Source organism: Flavobacterium sp. 9AF (genome assembly GCF_902506265.1).
Classification (GTDB): Bacteria; Bacteroidota; Bacteroidia; order Flavobacteriales; family Flavobacteriaceae; genus Flavobacterium.
This window is the reverse complement of the sequence record NZ_LR733574.1, coordinates 1-18,806: the sequence shown is the minus strand read 5'-3', so window position 1 is coordinate 18,806 and position 18,806 is coordinate 1. Positions and strand designations below refer to the sequence as shown.

The 18,806-nt window shown below is 28.6% G+C and carries 15 protein-coding genes; 9 read left to right on the top strand and 6 right to left on the bottom strand.

The genetic code is table 11. The annotated features are described in order from the left end of the window. Positions 1-381 precede the first annotated feature (381 nt). Together HALO113_RS15270 and HALO113_RS15265 are read left to right on the top strand one after the other, a co-directional pair. Positions 382-651, top strand: coding sequence for a hypothetical protein (locus HALO113_RS15270; protein WP_159779953.1), 270 nt, complete (start codon positions 382-384; stop codon positions 649-651). Between the two features lie 31 nt (positions 652-682). Next, positions 683-823, top strand: coding sequence for a hypothetical protein (locus HALO113_RS15265; RefSeq protein WP_159779952.1), 141 nt, complete (start codon positions 683-685; stop codon positions 821-823). A 59-nt stretch (positions 824-882) separates the two neighbouring features. Here HALO113_RS15265 and HALO113_RS15260 read toward each other — a convergent pair whose 3' ends face one another. Then, positions 883-3,057, bottom strand: coding sequence for a carboxy terminal-processing peptidase (locus HALO113_RS15260; RefSeq protein WP_159779951.1), 2,175 nt, complete (start codon positions 3,055-3,057; stop codon positions 883-885). Positions 3,058-3,200: 143 nt separating this feature from the next. On the opposite strand from HALO113_RS15260, the gene surE reads away from it, so the two are divergent. Genes surE through HALO113_RS15230 form a run of 6 tightly spaced genes read left to right on the top strand, consistent with a single transcriptional unit; the run spans position 3,201 to position 8,564 of the window. Continuing rightward, positions 3,201-3,968, top strand: coding sequence for a 5'/3'-nucleotidase SurE (surE, locus tag HALO113_RS15255; protein ID WP_159779950.1), 768 nt, complete (start codon positions 3,201-3,203; stop codon positions 3,966-3,968). Then, on the top strand, positions 3,965-4,240 hold the full coding sequence (locus HALO113_RS15250) for a hypothetical protein (protein ID WP_201297669.1): 276 nt from the start codon (positions 3,965-3,967) through the stop codon (positions 4,238-4,240). Before surE ends, HALO113_RS15250 begins: the two co-directional genes overlap by 4 nt. A gap of 2 nt (positions 4,241-4,242) precedes the next feature. Continuing rightward, positions 4,243-4,752 (top strand): histidine phosphatase family protein, encoded by a 510-nt coding sequence (locus HALO113_RS15245; protein ID WP_159779949.1) that lies wholly within the window; start codon positions 4,243-4,245, stop codon positions 4,750-4,752. 48 nt (positions 4,753-4,800) lie between these two features. Then, positions 4,801-5,916: a lipid-A-disaccharide synthase gene (gene lpxB, locus HALO113_RS15240; protein WP_159779948.1), complete on the top strand. Its 1,116-nt coding sequence runs from the start codon at positions 4,801-4,803 to the stop codon at positions 5,914-5,916. A 26-nt stretch (positions 5,917-5,942) separates the two neighbouring features. Continuing rightward, positions 5,943-6,536, top strand: coding sequence for a C40 family peptidase (locus HALO113_RS15235; RefSeq protein WP_159779947.1), 594 nt, complete (start codon positions 5,943-5,945; stop codon positions 6,534-6,536). Between the two features lie 15 nt (positions 6,537-6,551). Next, positions 6,552-8,564 (top strand): ComEC/Rec2 family competence protein, encoded by a 2,013-nt coding sequence (locus tag HALO113_RS15230; protein WP_159779946.1) that lies wholly within the window; start codon positions 6,552-6,554, stop codon positions 8,562-8,564. A gap of 5 nt (positions 8,565-8,569) precedes the next feature. On the opposite strand, the gene HALO113_RS15225 is transcribed toward HALO113_RS15230, so the two are convergent. The 5 genes from HALO113_RS15225 to HALO113_RS15205 all read right to left on the bottom strand — a co-directional run bounded on the left by HALO113_RS15225 (position 8,570) and on the right by HALO113_RS15205 (position 16,227). After that, positions 8,570-9,034: a thioredoxin family protein gene (locus tag HALO113_RS15225; RefSeq protein ID WP_159779945.1), complete on the bottom strand. Its 465-nt coding sequence runs from the start codon at positions 9,032-9,034 to the stop codon at positions 8,570-8,572. Positions 9,035-9,087: 53 nt separating this feature from the next. Continuing rightward, positions 9,088-10,590, bottom strand: a complete 1,503-nt coding sequence (locus HALO113_RS15220) for a peptide MFS transporter (RefSeq protein WP_159779944.1) — start codon at positions 10,588-10,590, stop codon at positions 9,088-9,090. Between the two features lies 1 nt (position 10,591). Continuing rightward, positions 10,592-12,244: a peptide MFS transporter gene (locus tag HALO113_RS15215; protein WP_159779943.1), complete on the bottom strand. Its 1,653-nt coding sequence runs from the start codon at positions 12,242-12,244 to the stop codon at positions 10,592-10,594. 74 nt (positions 12,245-12,318) lie between these two features. Beyond that, positions 12,319-14,037: a peptide MFS transporter gene (locus HALO113_RS15210; RefSeq protein WP_159779942.1), complete on the bottom strand. Its 1,719-nt coding sequence runs from the start codon at positions 14,035-14,037 to the stop codon at positions 12,319-12,321. An 18-nt stretch (positions 14,038-14,055) separates the two neighbouring features. Then, complete coding sequence (locus tag HALO113_RS15205) at positions 14,056-16,227, bottom strand: S9 family peptidase (protein WP_159779941.1); 2,172 nt, start codon at positions 16,225-16,227, stop codon at positions 14,056-14,058. 130 nt (positions 16,228-16,357) lie between these two features. Between HALO113_RS15205 and HALO113_RS15200 the strand changes: the two genes are divergently transcribed. Continuing rightward, a partial coding sequence (locus HALO113_RS15200) for a triple tyrosine motif-containing protein (RefSeq protein WP_159779940.1) occupies positions 16,358-18,806 on the top strand: 2,449 nt, incomplete at its 3' end.

Here is an 18,806-nt window from a genome sequence, read left to right as displayed (position 1 = left end):
TAAACTTGCTGGTCTTAAGAGGATGAATCTTTCGCTTTTAATAAATATTCTTTAAACTAGTTTCTTCTAATTTATATATTCTAAAATTTTTTTAAATAGAATTCATTTTTACATTTCTAAATGGCCGTAACTAATTGGAATTCATTTGTAAATTGGGTATATAATTTAAAAATTACAGTCCCTTATTTTATAAATCCTATGATTGTCGACTTTTAAAACCCATTTTTTTACAACAATTTTGTTTTGAGGTTAATGAAGTTGTTTTAATCATTTTAATTTTGGTTGATACAATTCATAAGCCTTAAAAATATAATGGCCATTATATATTGTCAAAAGTTTCAATTGACATAAAAAGTTTGAAACGTATTAAATATATAAAAAATGAAAAAATCAATTTTAAATTTAGAAGGTATTCAGTTATTGTCAAGAGAGCAATTAAAGCAAATTGAAGGTAAAGGAGAGACTACATTTACAGAGTGCATAAATGGCCAATTAGTATCTACTACCATTGTTTATAGAGATAATAATGGAGACGGTAGATTAAATTCAGGAGATACGATTGAAAGAGTTTATACAATTACCATTGGATATACTGATCAACAAATGGTAGACGACGAAAATGGTGGAGGTAAAAATATTGGAGGGTGTTAATAATTGAGAAATTTAATAATAAAAAAGAATCATGAAAAAATCAATTTTAAACTTGAAAAATGTTCAAGTATTAGGTAAAGAAGAATTAAAGAAAGTAAATGGTGCTGGCGGTGCATGTTGTAGTTTTGGGTGGTGTGAATATTTAGGACTTCCTAAATGTAAAATCCAATAATTAAAAAAGGCTGTCCAAAATTTTGGACAGCCTTTGCCTTTTAAAAATATAATTAAAAATTAGTTATCTATTTTTTCTAATTTACCTTTTTTGTTTTTATTATACACGACACTTTGTAAACCTATCTTGTCTAAGTCATTTAAAACATTTAAAGCCTCGTCAACATAAATGTCTTTTTCTAATTCTTCATGCCAACGTAATCTTTTCTCTTTTAATAAATTATCGGTTTTAAATAATTCTGTTTCATGTGGTAAAGATTTGAAAGTTAAATTATTTTTATATTCTGATAACGTTTTAAATTTTTTAAGTTTAGCATCAATAAGATTCATTTTTTCTTTGAATTTATCGATATTTAGATCATAAGTATTATCATCTTTTCTTTCAAAAATCCACTTAGCATTCTCATCAATTAATTTAAAATAATCATTTTCAGTTATTCTTTTATTGCTATTTGCAATAACAGATTCAAAACCTGAAAATATAGGAGTGTAATCAGCTGCATCGATTTTATCCCAAGCTAAGGCATTTTTCTCATCTCTTTCTCCCATGTCTAAATAAGCAAAACGATCAGGCATAACAATATCACTCAAAACACCTTCTCTTTGTGTTGAACCACCATTAATTCTATAGAATTTTTGAGTAGTAGTTTTTAAAGCTCCTAAATCTCCAAATGAATTACTTCTTACAAATTGATTTAAATCAATAATATTTTGTACGGTTCCTTTACCATAAGTGTGTTTACTTCCTATGATTATGCCACGTTTATAATCCTGAATAGCTGCAGCAAAAATTTCAGAAGCTGAAGCTGAAAAATTATCTACCATAACAACTAGTGGACCAGTCCATTGAACACTAGGGTCTTTGTCTGATAAAATGTCTTTTTTTCTATCAGAAGATTTAACTTGTACAACTGGGCCTTGTTCTATGAATAAACCAGTCATATTTACTACTGTTTCTAATGAACCACCGCCGTTACCTCTTAGGTCCATTATAATACCTTGAACATTTTGCTCTTTTAAACGTTCGATTTCAATTGCTACGTCTTTAAAGGCATCTCTATTGTCTTTATTGTCAAAACTGATGTAAAACTTAGGTAAATAAATTACTCCAAATTTTGTTCCATCTTTTACTACAATTGATGATTTTGCAAAGGTCTCTTCTGTTTCTACTTCATCTCTAATGATAGAAATAACTGCAATTGAACCATCTACTTTTTTAACGGTTAAACGAACTTCAGTTCCTTTTGGACCTTTGATTTTTTTAACGACATCATCTAATCTCATTCCAGCAATATCAAGAGCTTCTTCCTTACCTTGTGCTACTTTTAAGATTACATCACCTGCTTCTAATTCTTTAGCACGCCAAGCCGGACCACCCGAAATTAATTCGGATACTTCTACTGTATTATCTTTCTTTTGAAGACGAGCACCAATACCCTCAAATTTCCCACTCATACTGATATCAAATTTATCTTTTTCTTCTGGTGAAAAATAAAATGTATGTGGATCAAATTGTTCTACAATTGAATTGATGAATATAGAGTACCAATCATTACTATCTAATTCTTTTTCAATAAAATCAAAATATTCATTTAAAGATTTTAAAGAACTCTCACGAGCTTCTTTTTCTATTTCTTCAAATTTTTTCTCTTTATAATTTGGATCTTTTTCTTTTTTATTTTGTTCTAATTTCTGCTTGTCTGTAATAGAAGATAGTAAAGAAAGTTTCAATTGTTTTCTCCATCTTTCTTTTAAATCTTTATCATTTTTAGCATAGGACTGTTTGTCATAATCCGTGTCGATAGATTCTTCTGTTGAAAAATCGAAAGGCTTTGCCAATAAGGTTTTATATATGGATTTTGATTCTTCAATTCTTTTTAACAATCTTGAATTTGTTAAGTAGAAAAATGACAAATCTTTCGTTTTAATCATATCATCAATTACTTGTTCGTATTGATCGAACTCTTTGATGTCTGAAGCTAAAAAGAATCTTTTTGTAGGATCAATTCCAGTAATATACTTATTGTAAACTTCTTTGGAAAAACTGTCATTAATTTCTACAGGGTTAAAATGTCCCTTTTCCAGGACATAAGTTAATAGCTCTAAGAGCAATTTGTCTTTTTCAGGATCTTCCGTTTTTTTAGTAGGAATAAAACTCCACAGCACTGCAGATAAGGCAGTTATAAGCAAAATAACCTTATAATTTCTTTTCATAAAATCAACAATTTGGGTCATCAATAAATTTTTCTACTAATGTACATAAAAAATCATGCCATTATATTGCAATTTAAGACATTTTTTTGATTTAAACTAAATTTTTTTATTTTAACTTTAATGAAAATGGTTTGTTAAAAATAATTAAATTAGCCAAAAAAAAGATGAAGAAACCACTTATTTTGGTAACTAACGATGACAGTATTGTTGCTCCAGGAATTCGATTCCTGATAAGTGTTATGAAAGAAATTGGAGAAGTTATAGTGGTAGCACCAGATAGTCCACAAAGTGCTATGGGGCATGCAATTACTATAAATAATACATTACACATAGACAAAGTCAATTTAGATGGTGAAATCGAACACGAATACAGTTGTTCTGGAACTCCAGTTGATTGTGTGAAAATGGCTGTTCATGAAATTTTAAAAAGAAAACCTGACTTGTGTGTTTCAGGAGTTAATCATGGTTCCAATTCCTCTATAAATGTTATTTATTCTGGAACTATGAGTGCTGCAGTAGAAGCAGGTATAGAAGGAATACCAGCCATCGGTTTTTCACATTTAGATTACAGTTGGAATACTAATTTTGAGCCATTAAGAACATATGTTAAAGATATTACTTATGCGGTTTTGAAAAATGGTCTTCCTGAAGGAGTTGTGTTAAATGTAAATTTTCCTAAAGCTCAAGAAAAGGAGATTTCTGGTATTAAGATTTGTAGACAAGCCAAAGCCATGTGGGTTGAGGAGTTTGACAAAAGAACAAATCCTCAAGGGAAAGAATATTTTTGGCTTACTGGCGAATTTGTAAATAAAGATAAAGGAGAAGATACTGATGAATGGGCTTTAAAAAATAATTACATTTCTATTGTGCCAGTTCAATTTGATTTAACAGCTTATCACGCTATAACTACATTAAACTCATGGGATTTATGATTCAAAAGAAAGATATTTTTATAGGTTTTTTTATAGGCTTTTTAACGGCTTTTATAGGAACATTTGTTGTTTTGTATTTGTTTACCAATCAAGGTCTTGTAGAAGGGTTTAGTAATATGAAAAAGGCTGGGATGATTGGAAAAGTAATAACACTTGGTTGTATTCCTAATCTTATATTATTTTTTATTTTATTAAAAAAAAATAAAGATTTAATGGCAAGAGGTGTTATTTTGTCGATGTTTCTTTTAGTAATTTTAACTGTAATTCTTTAAAGATGAAAAAGATACTTGGAATATTTTTATTTTTCTTATGTTATAGTTTTTTATTTGCTCAAAGCAATAATACAGAACCTATAATGACCAAGATAATTTTGATGCGCCATGCAGAAAAAATAATAGATAATTCAAAAGACCCTATTTTAAGTAAAGAAGGTGAAAATAGAGCCGAACGGCTTGATTTCCTTTTCTCGGAAGTTTCTATAGATAACGTTTATTCGTCAGATTATATAAGAACAAAAGGTACTGTAGCTAAGTTAGCATCAACCAAAAATTTGACAATTAAAATTTATAATCCTAAAGATACCGAGTTTTCAAAATATCTACTAGAAGTAGAAAAAGGAAAGACAACCGTAGTAGTAGGTCATTCAAATAGTATACCTTTATTAGTGAATAAATTGATCGCTAAAGAACAATACAAGCCATTAAGCGAAGATGTGTTTAGTAAAATTTGGATTTTAACTTTTTCTGACCAAAAGTTACTAGATTGTTCTGTTTTGAATTATTGAAAATACAGTTTCTGAAAGATAGTTTTCTAATGAAGAGTTAAATTAAGAATGAAATATTATATTATAGCTGGTGAAGCATCTGGAGATTTGCATGGTTCTAATTTGATGAAATCTATTTACAATGAAGATTCCAATGCTATTATTCGTTTTTGGGGAGGAGATTTAATGCAGAGTATGGGAGGTACTTTAGTAAAACATTATCGTGATCTTGCTTTTATGGGTTTTTTAGAAGTAGTGTTGAATTTAAAGACCATTCTTAACAATATTAAATTTTGTAAATCTGATATTGATTCATTTCAACCTGATATAATAATTTTTATTGATTATCCAGGTTTTAATATGAGAATTGCTTCTTGGGCAAAACAGAAAAAAATACCTACACATTATTATATTTCTCCACAAATTTGGGCTTGGAAAGAGAATAGAATTCATGCTATAAAAAGAGATGTGGATTATATGTATGTCATTTTACCTTTCGAAAAAGACTTTTATGAAGGGAAACATAATTTCCCAGTAAATTTTGTAGGCCATCCATTAATTGATGCAATTCATAGTAGAAATAAAATAGATAAAGAAAGCTTTATATTAGAAAATAAATTAAGTCAAAAACCAATAATAGCCCTTTTACCAGGGAGTAGAAAACAGGAAATTTTGAAAATGTTATCTGGAATGTTGTCTGTGGTTAAAGATTTTCCTGATTATCAATTTGTAATAGCGGGCGCTCCCAGCCAAGAATTTTCCTTTTATGAACCTTTTTTAAGAAAAGAAAATGTACATTTTATTTCCAATAGAACTTATGATTTATTAAGTGTATCTCATGCAGCTTTAGTAACTTCTGGAACAGCTACCTTAGAAACAGCTTTATTTAAAGTACCTGAAGTGGTTTGCTATAAGGGAAGTTGGGTTTCTTACCAAATTGCCAAAAGGATTATTACTTTAAAATATATTTCTTTGGTAAATCTAATAATGGATAAAGAAGTAGTGAAAGAATTGATCCAGAATGATTTCAATTCTAAAAATATAATTATGGAATTAAATAAAATTCTTAAAGGAGAAGAAAGAGAAAAAATGTTAGAAAATTATTCTATTCTTGAAAAAAAATTAGGTGGAGAAGGTGCAAGTAAAAAAACGGCACATTTAATTGTTTCATCGATTAAAAAATAATATTTATTTTAGCAAAAAACATTATTTTGAAAAAAATTACTTTATTATTTCTTAGTATTTTGTTAGTAAGTTGTAAAACACAATCCAATATTGTTACGTCAAAGCAAGAAGCAATAGATAAAGGAATGTATTCTTATTCAAAAGAAGAACAACCTTCTATTAAAGATTTCGAAAATGAAGCACAGAATAATTATGACGAGACCACTTATATAAAAGTTTCGAAAAGCGAAAATGAAACAGCAAATAATATAGTGGATGAAGCACTTAAAAATTTAGGTGTTAAATACAAAACAGGAGGCACAACAAAAACAGGCATGGATTGTTCTGGTTTAGTTTTTAGTTCTTTTGGAAGTTATGATATTACATTGCCTAGAACATCTGTAGACATGTCTAAACATGGAGAAATGATAAGTACTAGAGAAGCACAACCTGGTGATTTAATTTTTTTTAAAACCAACGGTAAAAACACAATTAATCATGTAGGAATTATTGTTGAAGTTTTACCAAATGAAATTAAATTTATTCATTCGTCTACTCAAAAAGGGGTTATAGTTTCTTCTACATCTGATGCCTACTATGGAAAGACTTTTACTCAAATTAATAGGGTGTTAAATTATTGATATAGTATATTTTATATGAAGTTTTTTAAGTTTCCAATTATTACATTAACTACTTCATATACTTTAGGAATAATTTTAAATAATTATTGCAAGATTAATTTTAATTTACTTTTATTTTTAATACTATTATTTTTTTTACTGTTTGTTTTTTCGTTTTACAGAGCTAAAAGGAAATGGTTTCAAGATATTTATTTTGGGATAACCTGTTATATACTTGTGCTATTTTTAGGAAGTATTACTCAATATCTTCATACAGATACTAATTATAAAACACATTATTCTGCTATTCCTAAAGAAAAGACAAATGTAATTGTTGGTACAATTTCGGTTGTCTTAAAGCCTAATACAAATTTTTACAAATATGTTTTAGAGGTAAATAAATACAATTCGAAGTTGTGTTTTGGGAAAATTTTATTGTATGTTAGAAAAAGCAATAAAAATCTTAATGTAGGTGAAAAAATAGCTTTGGGAAAAGAAATAATTCCTACTTTACGTGCGACTAATCCGTATCAATTTGATTATTCAAATTATTTGAAGAAACAAAATATTTTTCATCAATTATTTTGTAGTGAGTCAGATATTATAAAATTAGGAATTCAAAAAAATAAAGATTATTATCTCCAATATGTAAGGGATAAATTGCAATCAAGTTTTGAATATCATCATTTTAAAAAATCAACGAAAGGGATAATAAATGCATTACTTTTTGGTCAAAGGAATAGCATAGATGAGGAAACAATAACTAATTATACTGCTTCTGGTGTGGTACATATTTTAGCTATTTCAGGATTGCATATAGGGATTTTGTATTTCTTCTTCTCCTTTATTTTTAAACCTTTGGAAAAAATAAGAAATGGAAAAACAATTAAGTTGTTTGTTATTTTAGGTCTTTTATGGTTTTTTGCATTAATAACTGGTTTACCTGCATCTGTTACTAGAGCCGTTACATTATTCACTATTATTAGTTTAGGAGGTTATTTTAACAAACAAAATAATGTGTATAATTCTGTTGCGGTTTCTGCTATAATCTTGTTGCTTTTTAATCCAAATTTTATTTTTGATATAGGTTTTCAATTAAGTTATGCAGCTGTTATTTCAATTTTATTATTTCAACCTTTTTATAAGAAATTTTATTTTACGAAAAATAAAATAAGTATCTATTTTATAGATATATTATTAGTATCATTAGCAGCACAAATTGGAGTTTTACCTTTAACTTTATATTATTTTCATCAATTTCCAATGTTGTTTCTCTTTGCTAATATTATAGTTATACCCATTGCTAGTTTCGTTTTAATATTTGGAAGTATCACATTATTGTTAAATTTTATTTTTAAACCTTTTGGATATTATTTAGGTAAATTAGTCTCTTTTTTTGTTGAAATAATGAATGAATATATTGCTATAATTGCTCGGTTTGATTCTGCGATTATAAAAAATATTTCTTTTACAAGTAGTATGACAGTACTTTTGTACCTAGTTTTTGTTAGTTTCATTTATTGGATTTATAAATTAAAATGGTATGCCTTTAGAAATGCCGTTATAGCATTATTAATTTTTCAATTGGCAGTTATTTTGACTTATTTGAAAAAGAATAACTCAGATGAGTTAATTATTTATAATTCTAAAAAGACTACTTTAATTAGTAGAAAAACAAATAATTATGTTGAGCTTTATACAAATGATTCATTGAAAAACAAACAAATATATCTAGATTATTTAAGAGGCTCACATTGTAGTATGAAAAGGATTAAAGAATTAAAAAACATTCTTCTTTTTAATGAGAATAGAATACTAATTGTAGATTCTTTAGCAATTTATGATGTTGGCAATCGAGTGGATTATGTAGTTTTAACTCAAAATACTAAATTAAATTTATCTCGGTTAATACAGCATTTGAAACCAAAAAAAATTATAGCAGATAATAGTAACGCCTTCTATTTAGTAGAAAAGTGGAGAAATACTTGTAAAAATGAAAAAATCCCTTTTCATGCGACTACTGAAAAGGGATTTTATATATTAAAATAAAAATATTATTTATTAGCCACAATTTTTGAAGCACCATCTAGCCAAGTAGCAGGACCACCAGCAACATATCCAGTACTTCCTAAACCTCTTAAATTCATTTTTCCCTCTTCTGTTTTTTCAGGAGTTACAAACCATACAGTAGGATAACCTCTTACTTGAAACATACTTTGCATTTGATAATTTTGTGCTTTAATAACTTCATCTTGAGGAGTTCTTCTTGGGAAATCCAATTCTACAAGAATAACATTTTCTTTAGCCCATTTTTCAAATTCAGGTGTTTTTAATACTTCTTTTTGCAAACGAATACACCATCCACACCAGTCAGAACCAGTGAAAAACAGTAGCATAGGTTTTTTTTCCTTTATAGATAACTCTGAAGCTTTTGCCATATCGGTATGCCAAGTAAGTTCTTGTGCGGAACTAGTAAAGCTAAAAAGGATTGCTATTAGTAATAAAACTATTTTTTTCATATTGATAATATTTTTATACAAATTTAGACAAAAAAGATGCCAAAAAATGTTGGTTAATTAACATCTTGCATTAATTTTTTTACTAAAGGAGAAATTATAATTAAAATAACACCTAATATTAATGCATAAATAGCTAATTGTTTGTAACCTTCAGTATAGACGATTAATTTTTCCATATTGCTTGAATTTTCTGAAGCTTCTGCTATATTCGCTCCTAGAATTCCAGCAAAATATTGCCCATAAGCACTAGCTAAAAACCACATTCCCATTAACACAGCTTGTGTTTTTTGTGGTGATAGTTTTGTCATAGCACTCATTCCTATTGGAGAAAGACTTAATTCACCAAATGTAATTACTAACCATCCGAAAGTAAAAATTCCTAAAGATGTTTTTCCATTCAAATCTGCAAAAAACTGAGTATAATAAAATACCCAAAAACCACCTGCTAAGAATAGAAACGCTAACCCAAATTTGATAATAGTATTGGGTTCTATTTTTTTCTTTGCCATCCATAGCCAAACTAAGCCAAGTAAAGCTGCGAAAATAATAACAAATAGTGAATTAGCAGAATTGTTTACTCCATTTGGACTCAATTCTACTCCCGCAATGGTATTGTTCAAATTATTAACAGCAAATAAACTTAAAGATCCTCCACTTTGTTCAAAAAAGGCCCAAAAGAAAATGGAAAAAATAATAAATATTAAGGCAGCTAACAGTTTTTTATTTTCTGTAGCCGAAAAATTTTTCATTTCATAAAACAAATATAGAATCGAGGCTGGACCTATAAAATACATAAAATAATCGGTATATTTAGTATTGGCTACCATAACAATAATAATAGGAATAATGAGTAGTGATCCTATATAAGTTGCTATTTCTAAAATTTTCTTTTTAGAATTATCTATATTATTAAGTGGAGAAAGGCCAATGGTACTTAATGTTTTCTGAGTTTGTGTGAAAGTTAATAAACTTATAATCATCACAACTGCAGCAAAACCAAATCCTACATTCCATCTCAAATGTTCTGGAACCAAAGTTTGCCACATTGATCCTTCTGCTACAGCAATACAAATGTAACCACCTAATAATGCCCCTAAATTAACTCCCATATAAAAGAAAGAAAATCCTGCATCTCTTCTTGGATCGTTATCTTTATATAATTGACCAACCATTGAAGATATGTTAGGTTTAAAAAAACCAGTGCCCACAATAGTAAAACCAATACCAATAAAAAATAAATTTTTCGGGTCAATGGCTAAAATAATACTTCCTAAAATCATTAAAATACCACCCCAAAAGAGCGATTTTCTCAATCCTAATATCTTGTCTGCAAATAGACCTCCAATAAAGGTAAAAGCATACACCCAAGCTTGAGTGGCTCCATATTGAAGATTTGCCGTTTTTTCATCCATTATAAGATGACTAACCATGAAGACAACTAACATACCACGCATTCCGTAAAAACAGAATCGCTCCCACATTTCACTAAAAAATAAATACCAAAGCTGTTTTGGATATTTTCCTTTGAAGTTTTGAATTTCTTGAATTGTTTGCATATTAGCTTAATCCTTTTTCCCTCATTATAGCATTCAATCTTTTTAGAATTAACAATCCTAAAGCTGTTGCAAATAATAATAATATAGTATTTACTATAAAAAAGTTTGATTTATCTTCATAATCATACCACATGCTTGCCAAAACACCAGATAATTTATTTCCAATAGCAATTGATAAAAAGAAGCCACCCATCATTAATGCAGTAAGCCTAGGAGGACTTAGTTTTGATACTATTGATAATCCCATAGGAGACAAACATAATTCACCTATAGTGATTACCCCATAAGTGCCAACTAGCCACCAAGGAGAAACTTTTACTAAACCATTATTTCCAACATAAACAGCAATAACCATTACTAAACAAGATAATGAAGAAATGAATAACCCTAAAACAATTTTAGATGGAGTGGAAGGTTCTTTTCCTCTTTTTCTTAAGAAAGCAAATAAACCTACTAGAAATGGAGTCAATATAATAATCCACCCAGGATTTATAGATTGAAAAAGTTCAGTGTTAATTAGCGAGACTTTTTGTTCTGGCTGAACTTCTAATTTTTCTCTTTGATCAGAAGAAATATTGGTAAAATACACATCTTTGCCCTGAACTTTAATTGGATTTTTATTTTCATCTTTTTCCGCTTGAAATTGATTATCATATTTTTGAACCTCTCTAGTTACGTAATCTTTTTCTTCAACTAGATATATAGATGATAATGTTTTTTCGGTTGTTCCAGTTACTTGACGGTCAGTATAATAATTTGCCCAACGAGTTAATGCTGTACCGTTTTGCTTAAATACAGCCCAAAATAGCATACCTACAGCAAAAATGGCTAATAAAGCACCTAAAGGTCGTTTGTCCTCAAAATTAGCTTTTACATATAAACTTACATAGAAAATAATTACTGGAATGCAAGCAAAAATAAAAGCATCAGTAGAATCACTTTTAAAGATGTTTCCTGGAATTAACCATCCAATTGCACCGCAAATTATAGCGGGTAAGAAAACTATACTTAAAATTCTACTTAAACTAATGTCTCCTTTTTGTACAGGCTTCATCACATTGGCAGATTGTAAATGCTTTTTACCTAATGTAAAAATGATCAAACCTAAAAACATACCAATACCTGCAGTAATAAAAGCAGCACCCCAACCATATTGATTTCGCATAAAAGCAGCTATAATATTACATAAAAAAGCACCTAGGTTTATTCCCATGTAAAAAATATTATAACCTGCATCTTTGTTAGCTTTGTATTCATCTGTTGAATATAGATTACCAACTAGTGTGGAAATACTAGGTTTAAAAAAACCATTCCCAACAATAATTAACCCCATGGAAATATAAAACATGGTAATGTCATGAAAACCGAGTCCAATATACCCTAGTGCCATTAAAAATCCGCCCAAATAAATGGCTTTAAAATAACCTAAAATTCTATCTGCCAAATAACCACCAAGAAAGGGAGTTAAATAAGTTAGTGCTATATAAGTGCCAAAGATATCATCAGCATATTTGTCAGTAAAGGCTAATCCTCCTGTGGAAGCAGGATCAATCATATAAAGAACAAAAATTCCAATAATTAGATAATAACCGAATCGTTCCCACATTTCAGTGAAAAACAAAAACATTAATCCTTTAGGATGTTTATTTTTCATAAATAAGTAAAGTTTAAAAAAACCTGTAAATTAATTTACAGGTTTGAAAGATATAAAAAAATATTTTATAACAATTAACTTATGCCATTCATCATTTTTTTAAGCCTAGGAGAAAGTAAAGCTAAAATGATGGCTGCAATACCACAAAGTACTACAAATACCATGAAAAATTCGTAAAGATTGTGAATTTCAAATCCAGCAAAAGAGGTGTTTTCGATAGGTAATTGTTCTTTTTCAAATAGAGCTACTTGTTCTGTTGTTAAAACGACTTTTTTGTCTAAAACGTCTTGTAAATTAATTCCCAGTTTCTCAGCTTTTTCAAATTTATCACCAGTAGCAGGAATAATAGCCCCTAATGATCCAGCTAAAGCATAACCAGCTGCATTTGAAATAAAGAATACCCCATACAATAATGAAGCAAAACGTTTTGGAGCTAATTTACCTACTAATGATAATCCAATAGGAGATAAACATAATTCACCCATGGTTTGAATAAAATAAAGCAACATTAACCATTTGATTGCTAATAAACCAGAATTTCCTAAATCTTTCACATTATGGGCGATAATGAAATAACTCAATGCGATTAATGCCAATCCAATTGCTTGTTTTAGAGGAGATACGGGTTCTTTGCCTTTAGCTCTTAATTTATCCCAAAGTAAACTAAAAGGTATAGCCAGCATTACTACAAATATTCCATTGAAAATTTGTACCATTGAAGGAGGCATATCCCAATTAAATATTTTTCTATCAGTTTGATTATCTGCAATAAAAGTTAATGATGAACCTGCTTGTTCAAATGCTGCCCAAAAGAATATGATAAAGAATGAAACAATGTAGATTACCCAAATTCTTTGTCTTTCCACTTTGTTTTCCGCCGAACTCATGATTAGGTAAGCCAAAGCAATACCAGCAGAATAAATAAATGGGTAGATAATTCCTTTAATTAATTGTCCCATTTCTACAGATGAAAAACCAAATTCGCCTACTAAAAAATATCTAAAAATAAAGAAAAGCACAGCAAATAAACCAATTGAAATTCCGATGGCTTTTGAACTAAACTTAGCTGTTTGTGTTTCTCCTTCTTCAAAATCTTCACTTGCATTATTTTTAGGTAAACCTCCAATAGGTCTTCCTTCAGGTGTTACCACATATTTATTTTTTAAAATAAAAAATGTAATAGTTCCAATAACCATTGCTATAGATGCTGCTAAAAAGCCCCATTTAAAAGCAAATATATCTCTAAAACCAGTTTCAGCATCTTTCACGTCTCCAACCCAAGGGCAAATAAATTGGCCTAAAAACGCACCAATATTAATTCCCATGTAAAAGATTGTAAAAGCAGAGTCCAATTTGTTTTTTTCTTCTTTAGGGTACAAACTTCCCACCATTGATGAGATGTTTGGTTTAAAGAAACCATTCCCAAAAATAATGACAAATAACGCAATCCACATAATCGCTTTAGCACTACCCATATTGCCATCAAATGTAGATGCACTGATAAATAATAAAAGTTGTCCTATAGCCATTAAAGTTCCACCTAACATGATGCTATATCTATTTCCAATATATTTATCAGAAATAAAACCTCCTAAAAGCGGAGTTAAATAACATAAAGCTAAGAAACCACCATAGATAATTGCAGCATCTGCTTCTTTAATTAATAATGCATTTACCATAAATAAGGTAAGAATGGCTCTCATTCCGTAAAAATTGAAACGCTCCCACATTTCTGTTCCAAATAAAACCCATAGACCCTTAGGATGGCTTTTTTTAGCTGTAACTTTATTCATATGATTTGTGTTTAGTTATTATAGTTTTTCTAATAAAAAGTTAGTCATTTTTGTGTACAATTGAAGTCGGGTTTTACCACCGTAAATCCCATGATTTTTATCCGGATAAATAGCCCAGTCAAACTGTTTGTTTGCTTGTACTAAAGCTTCAATCATTTTCATTGTATTTTGAACATGAACATTGTCATCTGCAGTACCATGAACTAATAAATAATTTCCTTTTAATTTTTCAACATGATTTATAGGTGAGTTGTCATCATAACCACTCGCATTTTCTTGTGGCGTTTGCATGTATCGTTCAGTATAAATAGAATCGTAATATCTCCAACTCGTTACCGGAGCAACAGCGATAGCAGTTTTGAAAACATCATTTCCTTTCAAAATACAATTACTACTCATAAAACCACCATAACTCCATCCCCAAATGCCTATTCTTGAAGCATCTACATATTCGTATTTTGCAATGACTTTTGCTGCATCAATTTGATCTTCTACTTCGTATTTTCCTAATTCTTTATACGTGCATTTTTTAAATTCAGCACCTTTAAAACCTGTTCCTCTTCCGTCTACACAAATTACAACATACCCTTTTTGAGCTAGCATATAGTACCAATAATCATTACTAGAATTCCATTGGTTTGCTACTTGTTGTGATCCTGGACCAGAATATTGGTACATCAATACAGGATATTTTTTAGAAGCATCAAAATCTTTTGGCTTAATAGACCAAGCATTTAAAGTGTGACCTTTTTCTGTTGTTAATGTAAAAAATGCTTTAGGAGCGATGTTGTATTGTGATAATTTTGCTTCTAAAGTTTCGTTAGATTGAATTACTTTTAATTCTTTACCAGTTTTAGAGTCATTTAGAGAGTATAATGGTGCGTGTATAGCACTAGAATAAGTGTTAATGAAAAACTGAAAATTTGGACTAAAGGTAGCGTCGTTAGTGCCTGTTTTGCTAGTTAACATGTTTTTCTTTTTTCCAGAGATAAGGATGGAGAAAATATCTCTATTTATTGAACCATTTTCTGTAGATTGAAAGTAAATAGTTTTGTTTTTCTCATCAAAACCATAATAAGCAGTTACTTCCCAGCTTCCTTTTGTAACTTGGTTTATCAATTTTCCGTTTTTATCATAGTGATAAATGTGATTATATCCATCTTTTTCAGAAGTCCAGATAAAACTATTATCACTTAAAAAAGTTAAATTATCCGTAATATCAATATAAGCCTTGTCTTTTTCATTAAGAACTACTGTAGTTTTTCCAGAAGAAGCATCAATAAAATGTAAGTCTAAATTATTTTGATGACGATTTATTACTTGAGCACTCAAAATATTGGCTTCGTTTGTCCATTTTATTCTTGGAATATAAAAATCATTATAATTGCCTAAATTTATTTTTGAAGTAATATTTGTTTTTAAGTCATAAACATGTAGTGATACATTTGCGTTTTTTTCTCCTGCTTTTGGATATTTAAATACGTGTTGTGTAGGGTATAGTCCTTCATTGTATAAATCCATTGAAAATTCAGGTACAGAGGTTTCATCAAAACGGATGAAAGCGATTTTGTCTCCGGTTTTATTCCAATCGTAAGCTTTTACAAATGCAAATTCTTCTTCATAAACCCAGTCGGTTATTCCGTTTATAATGCTGTTTTTTTTGCCATCCTGAGTTATTTGTAAGTCAATTTTAGAATTAATATCATATACATATAAATTGTTTTCATAGGCATAAGCTATTTTAGAACCATCTGCTGAAAATGTAGGCTCTTGAATGCTTTTATTTGTTAATCTATTTAATTCCTTTGTATTAATATCATAAATATAATAATCTGCAGTAAAGGAATGTCTAAATATTGGGGAGGAGTTGGTAGCTAATAATATTTTGGATTCCGATTGATCAAAAACATAATTGTCGATGCCCAATATTTGTTTGAAATTTTTTGTATCAAATAATGTTTTTACTTTTTCTAAAGTAGCAAAATCATACAAGTCTATTTGCGCACTTCTTGAAGATCTATCAAAATTTAAAACAGTATATTGATTTGTGTTTTTTAAGGCATGTAATTCATCCATACCTTGGGTTCTAAATACACCTGACCAAATTTCTTCTAGAGTTATTTTATTTTGTGCGACTATTGAATAAGAGGCAATTAATAAAAAAAACAGTGCTATTTTTTTTAGTTTCATATCGTTTTATTGTTAAAAAACCCCCAATAATAGGGATTTTTTATCAAATAACCATCAAATTTAACTTATTTTGGTTAAGATGTATTTTTTTTATATTTTTACAAGCTTAACTACCTGCTATTTACTGAATATGATTAAACGTTACAATTTAATTTTATTTCTCTTTTTGTACCTGATTTCTTCCCCAAATTTTAGTCAGCAGTACAACTTTGAAATAATAAATCAGGAAAAAGGTTTTCCCTCTTCTTCTGTTAATAAAATTTACAAAAGTAGTAATGGGTTAATTTGGTATGGATCAAATGGGACGGGTTTAATCCGTTATGACGGTAATGGCTTTATTAATTATAATAAATTTAAAGACATTGAAAACTTTTTCATAACGGATATTCTTGAAAGTAAAGACAAACTTCTTTTACTTACCAAATATAGAGGATTATTAGTTTTTAATGGAAAAGAATTTACAAATAAGATTGATTATTTATTTGTAAATGGAAAGGTTGATGTAATAGAGAAATTAATAAAAATTGATTCAGTAGTTTATGGTATAAGTCCTAAGAGAATTTATCAAATAAATAAGAATGCTGAAATTAAACCTGTACTAAGTATTGAAGGGAAAAAAATAAATGCTATTAATACCGTTAGTAATTTAGAAAACAAAGGTATTCTTATCGCTACCGATAAAGGCTTATTTCAATACCAAAACAAAAAAATCATTTTAGTTGATTTTGAAGGCAAAAACATATGTATTACTGAAAACAAAAAAACTTTTCACTATGTAGGTGATGAAGACGGAAATGTTTATATTCTTCATTTTAAAAAAGACGCGTACATTTATAATAGGTTAATTGCTACTATTAAAGATGATTCTGGAAGTCCAATCGCTATAAATAATGTTTATAAAACAGATTCAGGGAATATTTGGATAGCTGGAAAAAAATTTGCAGGAATAATAGTAGTTTACAAATCGGGAGAATATGTAATAATAGATACTAAGAATGGATTTCCTGATACAGAAGTTAATGCTATTTTTGTTGAAGATACTAGTTTGTCATTAGGTTCAACAAGTTTAGGTGTTATACAGCTTAGTAATCAAACATTTGTAAAATACAATGCTTCTCCTGAAATTAGGACAAAATCAATTTTTGCAATAGCAGAATATAAAGAAAATCTTTACATATATAGTAGAGATTTCGGACTAAACGCTTTTAAAAAAAAGGATCTTTTTAATCTAGAATTTAACCAAAAAATTGATTTCAATCAAAAAATCAATTGCTTTTCTAATTTTGGCAATCAACTCCTTATAGGTTCAGATAAAGGATTATATTCCTATAGCGATGGTGTTATAAAAGAAATAATGCCTAGTATAGATGTTTCATCTATTAAATTAGATCAAAATGGTAATATTTGGGTGGCAACCATTGGTGATGGATTATTAATTTTGGATGCTAATTTTAATAAGAAAGTACATTTTTTTAAAAATAAAATTGTTAAAAATGTGTACAATATAGAACAAGTTAATGCTAACAAATGGTTAGTTGCTACAGGTGACGGGTTATTTGCAATACAAGCAGATGCCCAAAATATCATTGTGAAAAATAGAGTATTAAATAGATTGCTGTTTCTAAGCGCTAAAGATAAGTACAATACGATTTGGTATGCAGGAGAAAACAAAATTTATTCTGTTAATCAAAAAGAAGAAATAAAATTTTTTGGTACAAATGATGGACTATCATCTACTTTAATTTATACTTTAACAGGAATAAATGATAATATATTAGTTGGCTCTAACCTAGGTTTAGAACGTATTACTACCAACCAAAAAGGACAGATAGTCAACGTTGAAAGTCTGAATTCAAATAATATGTTTGATGGAATTGAAACCAACATGAAATCAGACTTTATAGATAATGAAGGCAATATATATTTTGGAACAGTTAAAGGGCTTTATAAATATTTCTATAAAAATCAAAACATAAAAAACTTTGATAAAAATGCTCCCATTTTTATTACTAAACTTTTAGTTAATAATAAAGATTATATTACTCAAGAAAATAAAAATAAATTCTTTAGTGTACCAAATGAAAATCATAAATTTAATCATTATGAAAACTCATTGGCTTTTCATATAGGGCAGATTAATAGTTCGTTAGCACAAAACAACTATTATTCCTATAAATTAAAAGGACTAAATGATTTTTGGACAAAACCAACAAAAAATAAAGAAATAAATTATTATAATTTACCACCTGGTAATTATAAGTTTTATGTAAAACAAGTAGATCCATTAGGAAATGATTTAGGTAATACCACATTCTATTCTTTTGTAATTGAGGCACCATTTTATAGTACTTGGTGGTTTATTTTGATGATATGTACTTTAACAATTTTTGCATTTAATTATCTAGTAAGAGATTCATCAAGATATAATAAAGATTTTGTAAAAAATATTTCTGAAAATGAATTACAATACGATTTAAAAAATTATTTCTTATACTTTGGTATCATAATTATTACTACTCAGGTGGCTTATTTTGTTTTTGAGGTGTACAAAGAAAATGAAGTAATAACTAAAATAATAT

Bases quoted from the DNA above. Each gene is read 5' to 3' on its own strand.
- HALO113_RS15270 (WP_159779953.1), top strand. From the start codon at position 382: ATGAAAAAATCAATTTTAAATTTAGAAGGTATTCAGTTATTGTCAAGA.
- HALO113_RS15265 (WP_159779952.1), top strand. From the start codon at position 683: ATGAAAAAATCAATTTTAAACTTGAAAAATGTTCAAGTATTAGGTAAA.
- HALO113_RS15260 (WP_159779951.1), bottom strand. From the start codon at position 3,057: ATGACCCAAATTGTTGATTTTATGAAAAGAAATTATAAGGTTATTTTG.
- surE (WP_159779950.1), top strand. From the start codon at position 3,201: ATGAAGAAACCACTTATTTTGGTAACTAACGATGACAGTATTGTTGCT.
- HALO113_RS15250 (WP_201297669.1), top strand. From the start codon at position 3,965: ATGATTCAAAAGAAAGATATTTTTATAGGTTTTTTTATAGGCTTTTTA.
- HALO113_RS15245 (WP_159779949.1), top strand. From the start codon at position 4,243: ATGAAAAAGATACTTGGAATATTTTTATTTTTCTTATGTTATAGTTTT.
- lpxB (WP_159779948.1), top strand. From the start codon at position 4,801: ATGAAATATTATATTATAGCTGGTGAAGCATCTGGAGATTTGCATGGT.
- HALO113_RS15230 (WP_159779946.1), top strand. From the start codon at position 6,552: ATGAAGTTTTTTAAGTTTCCAATTATTACATTAACTACTTCATATACT.
- HALO113_RS15225 (WP_159779945.1), bottom strand. From the start codon at position 9,034: ATGAAAAAAATAGTTTTATTACTAATAGCAATCCTTTTTAGCTTTACT.
- HALO113_RS15220 (WP_159779944.1), bottom strand. From the start codon at position 10,590: ATGCAAACAATTCAAGAAATTCAAAACTTCAAAGGAAAATATCCAAAA.
- HALO113_RS15215 (WP_159779943.1), bottom strand. From the start codon at position 12,244: ATGAAAAATAAACATCCTAAAGGATTAATGTTTTTGTTTTTCACTGAA.
- HALO113_RS15210 (WP_159779942.1), bottom strand. From the start codon at position 14,037: ATGAATAAAGTTACAGCTAAAAAAAGCCATCCTAAGGGTCTATGGGTT.
- HALO113_RS15205 (WP_159779941.1), bottom strand. From the start codon at position 16,227: ATGAAACTAAAAAAAATAGCACTGTTTTTTTTATTAATTGCCTCTTAT.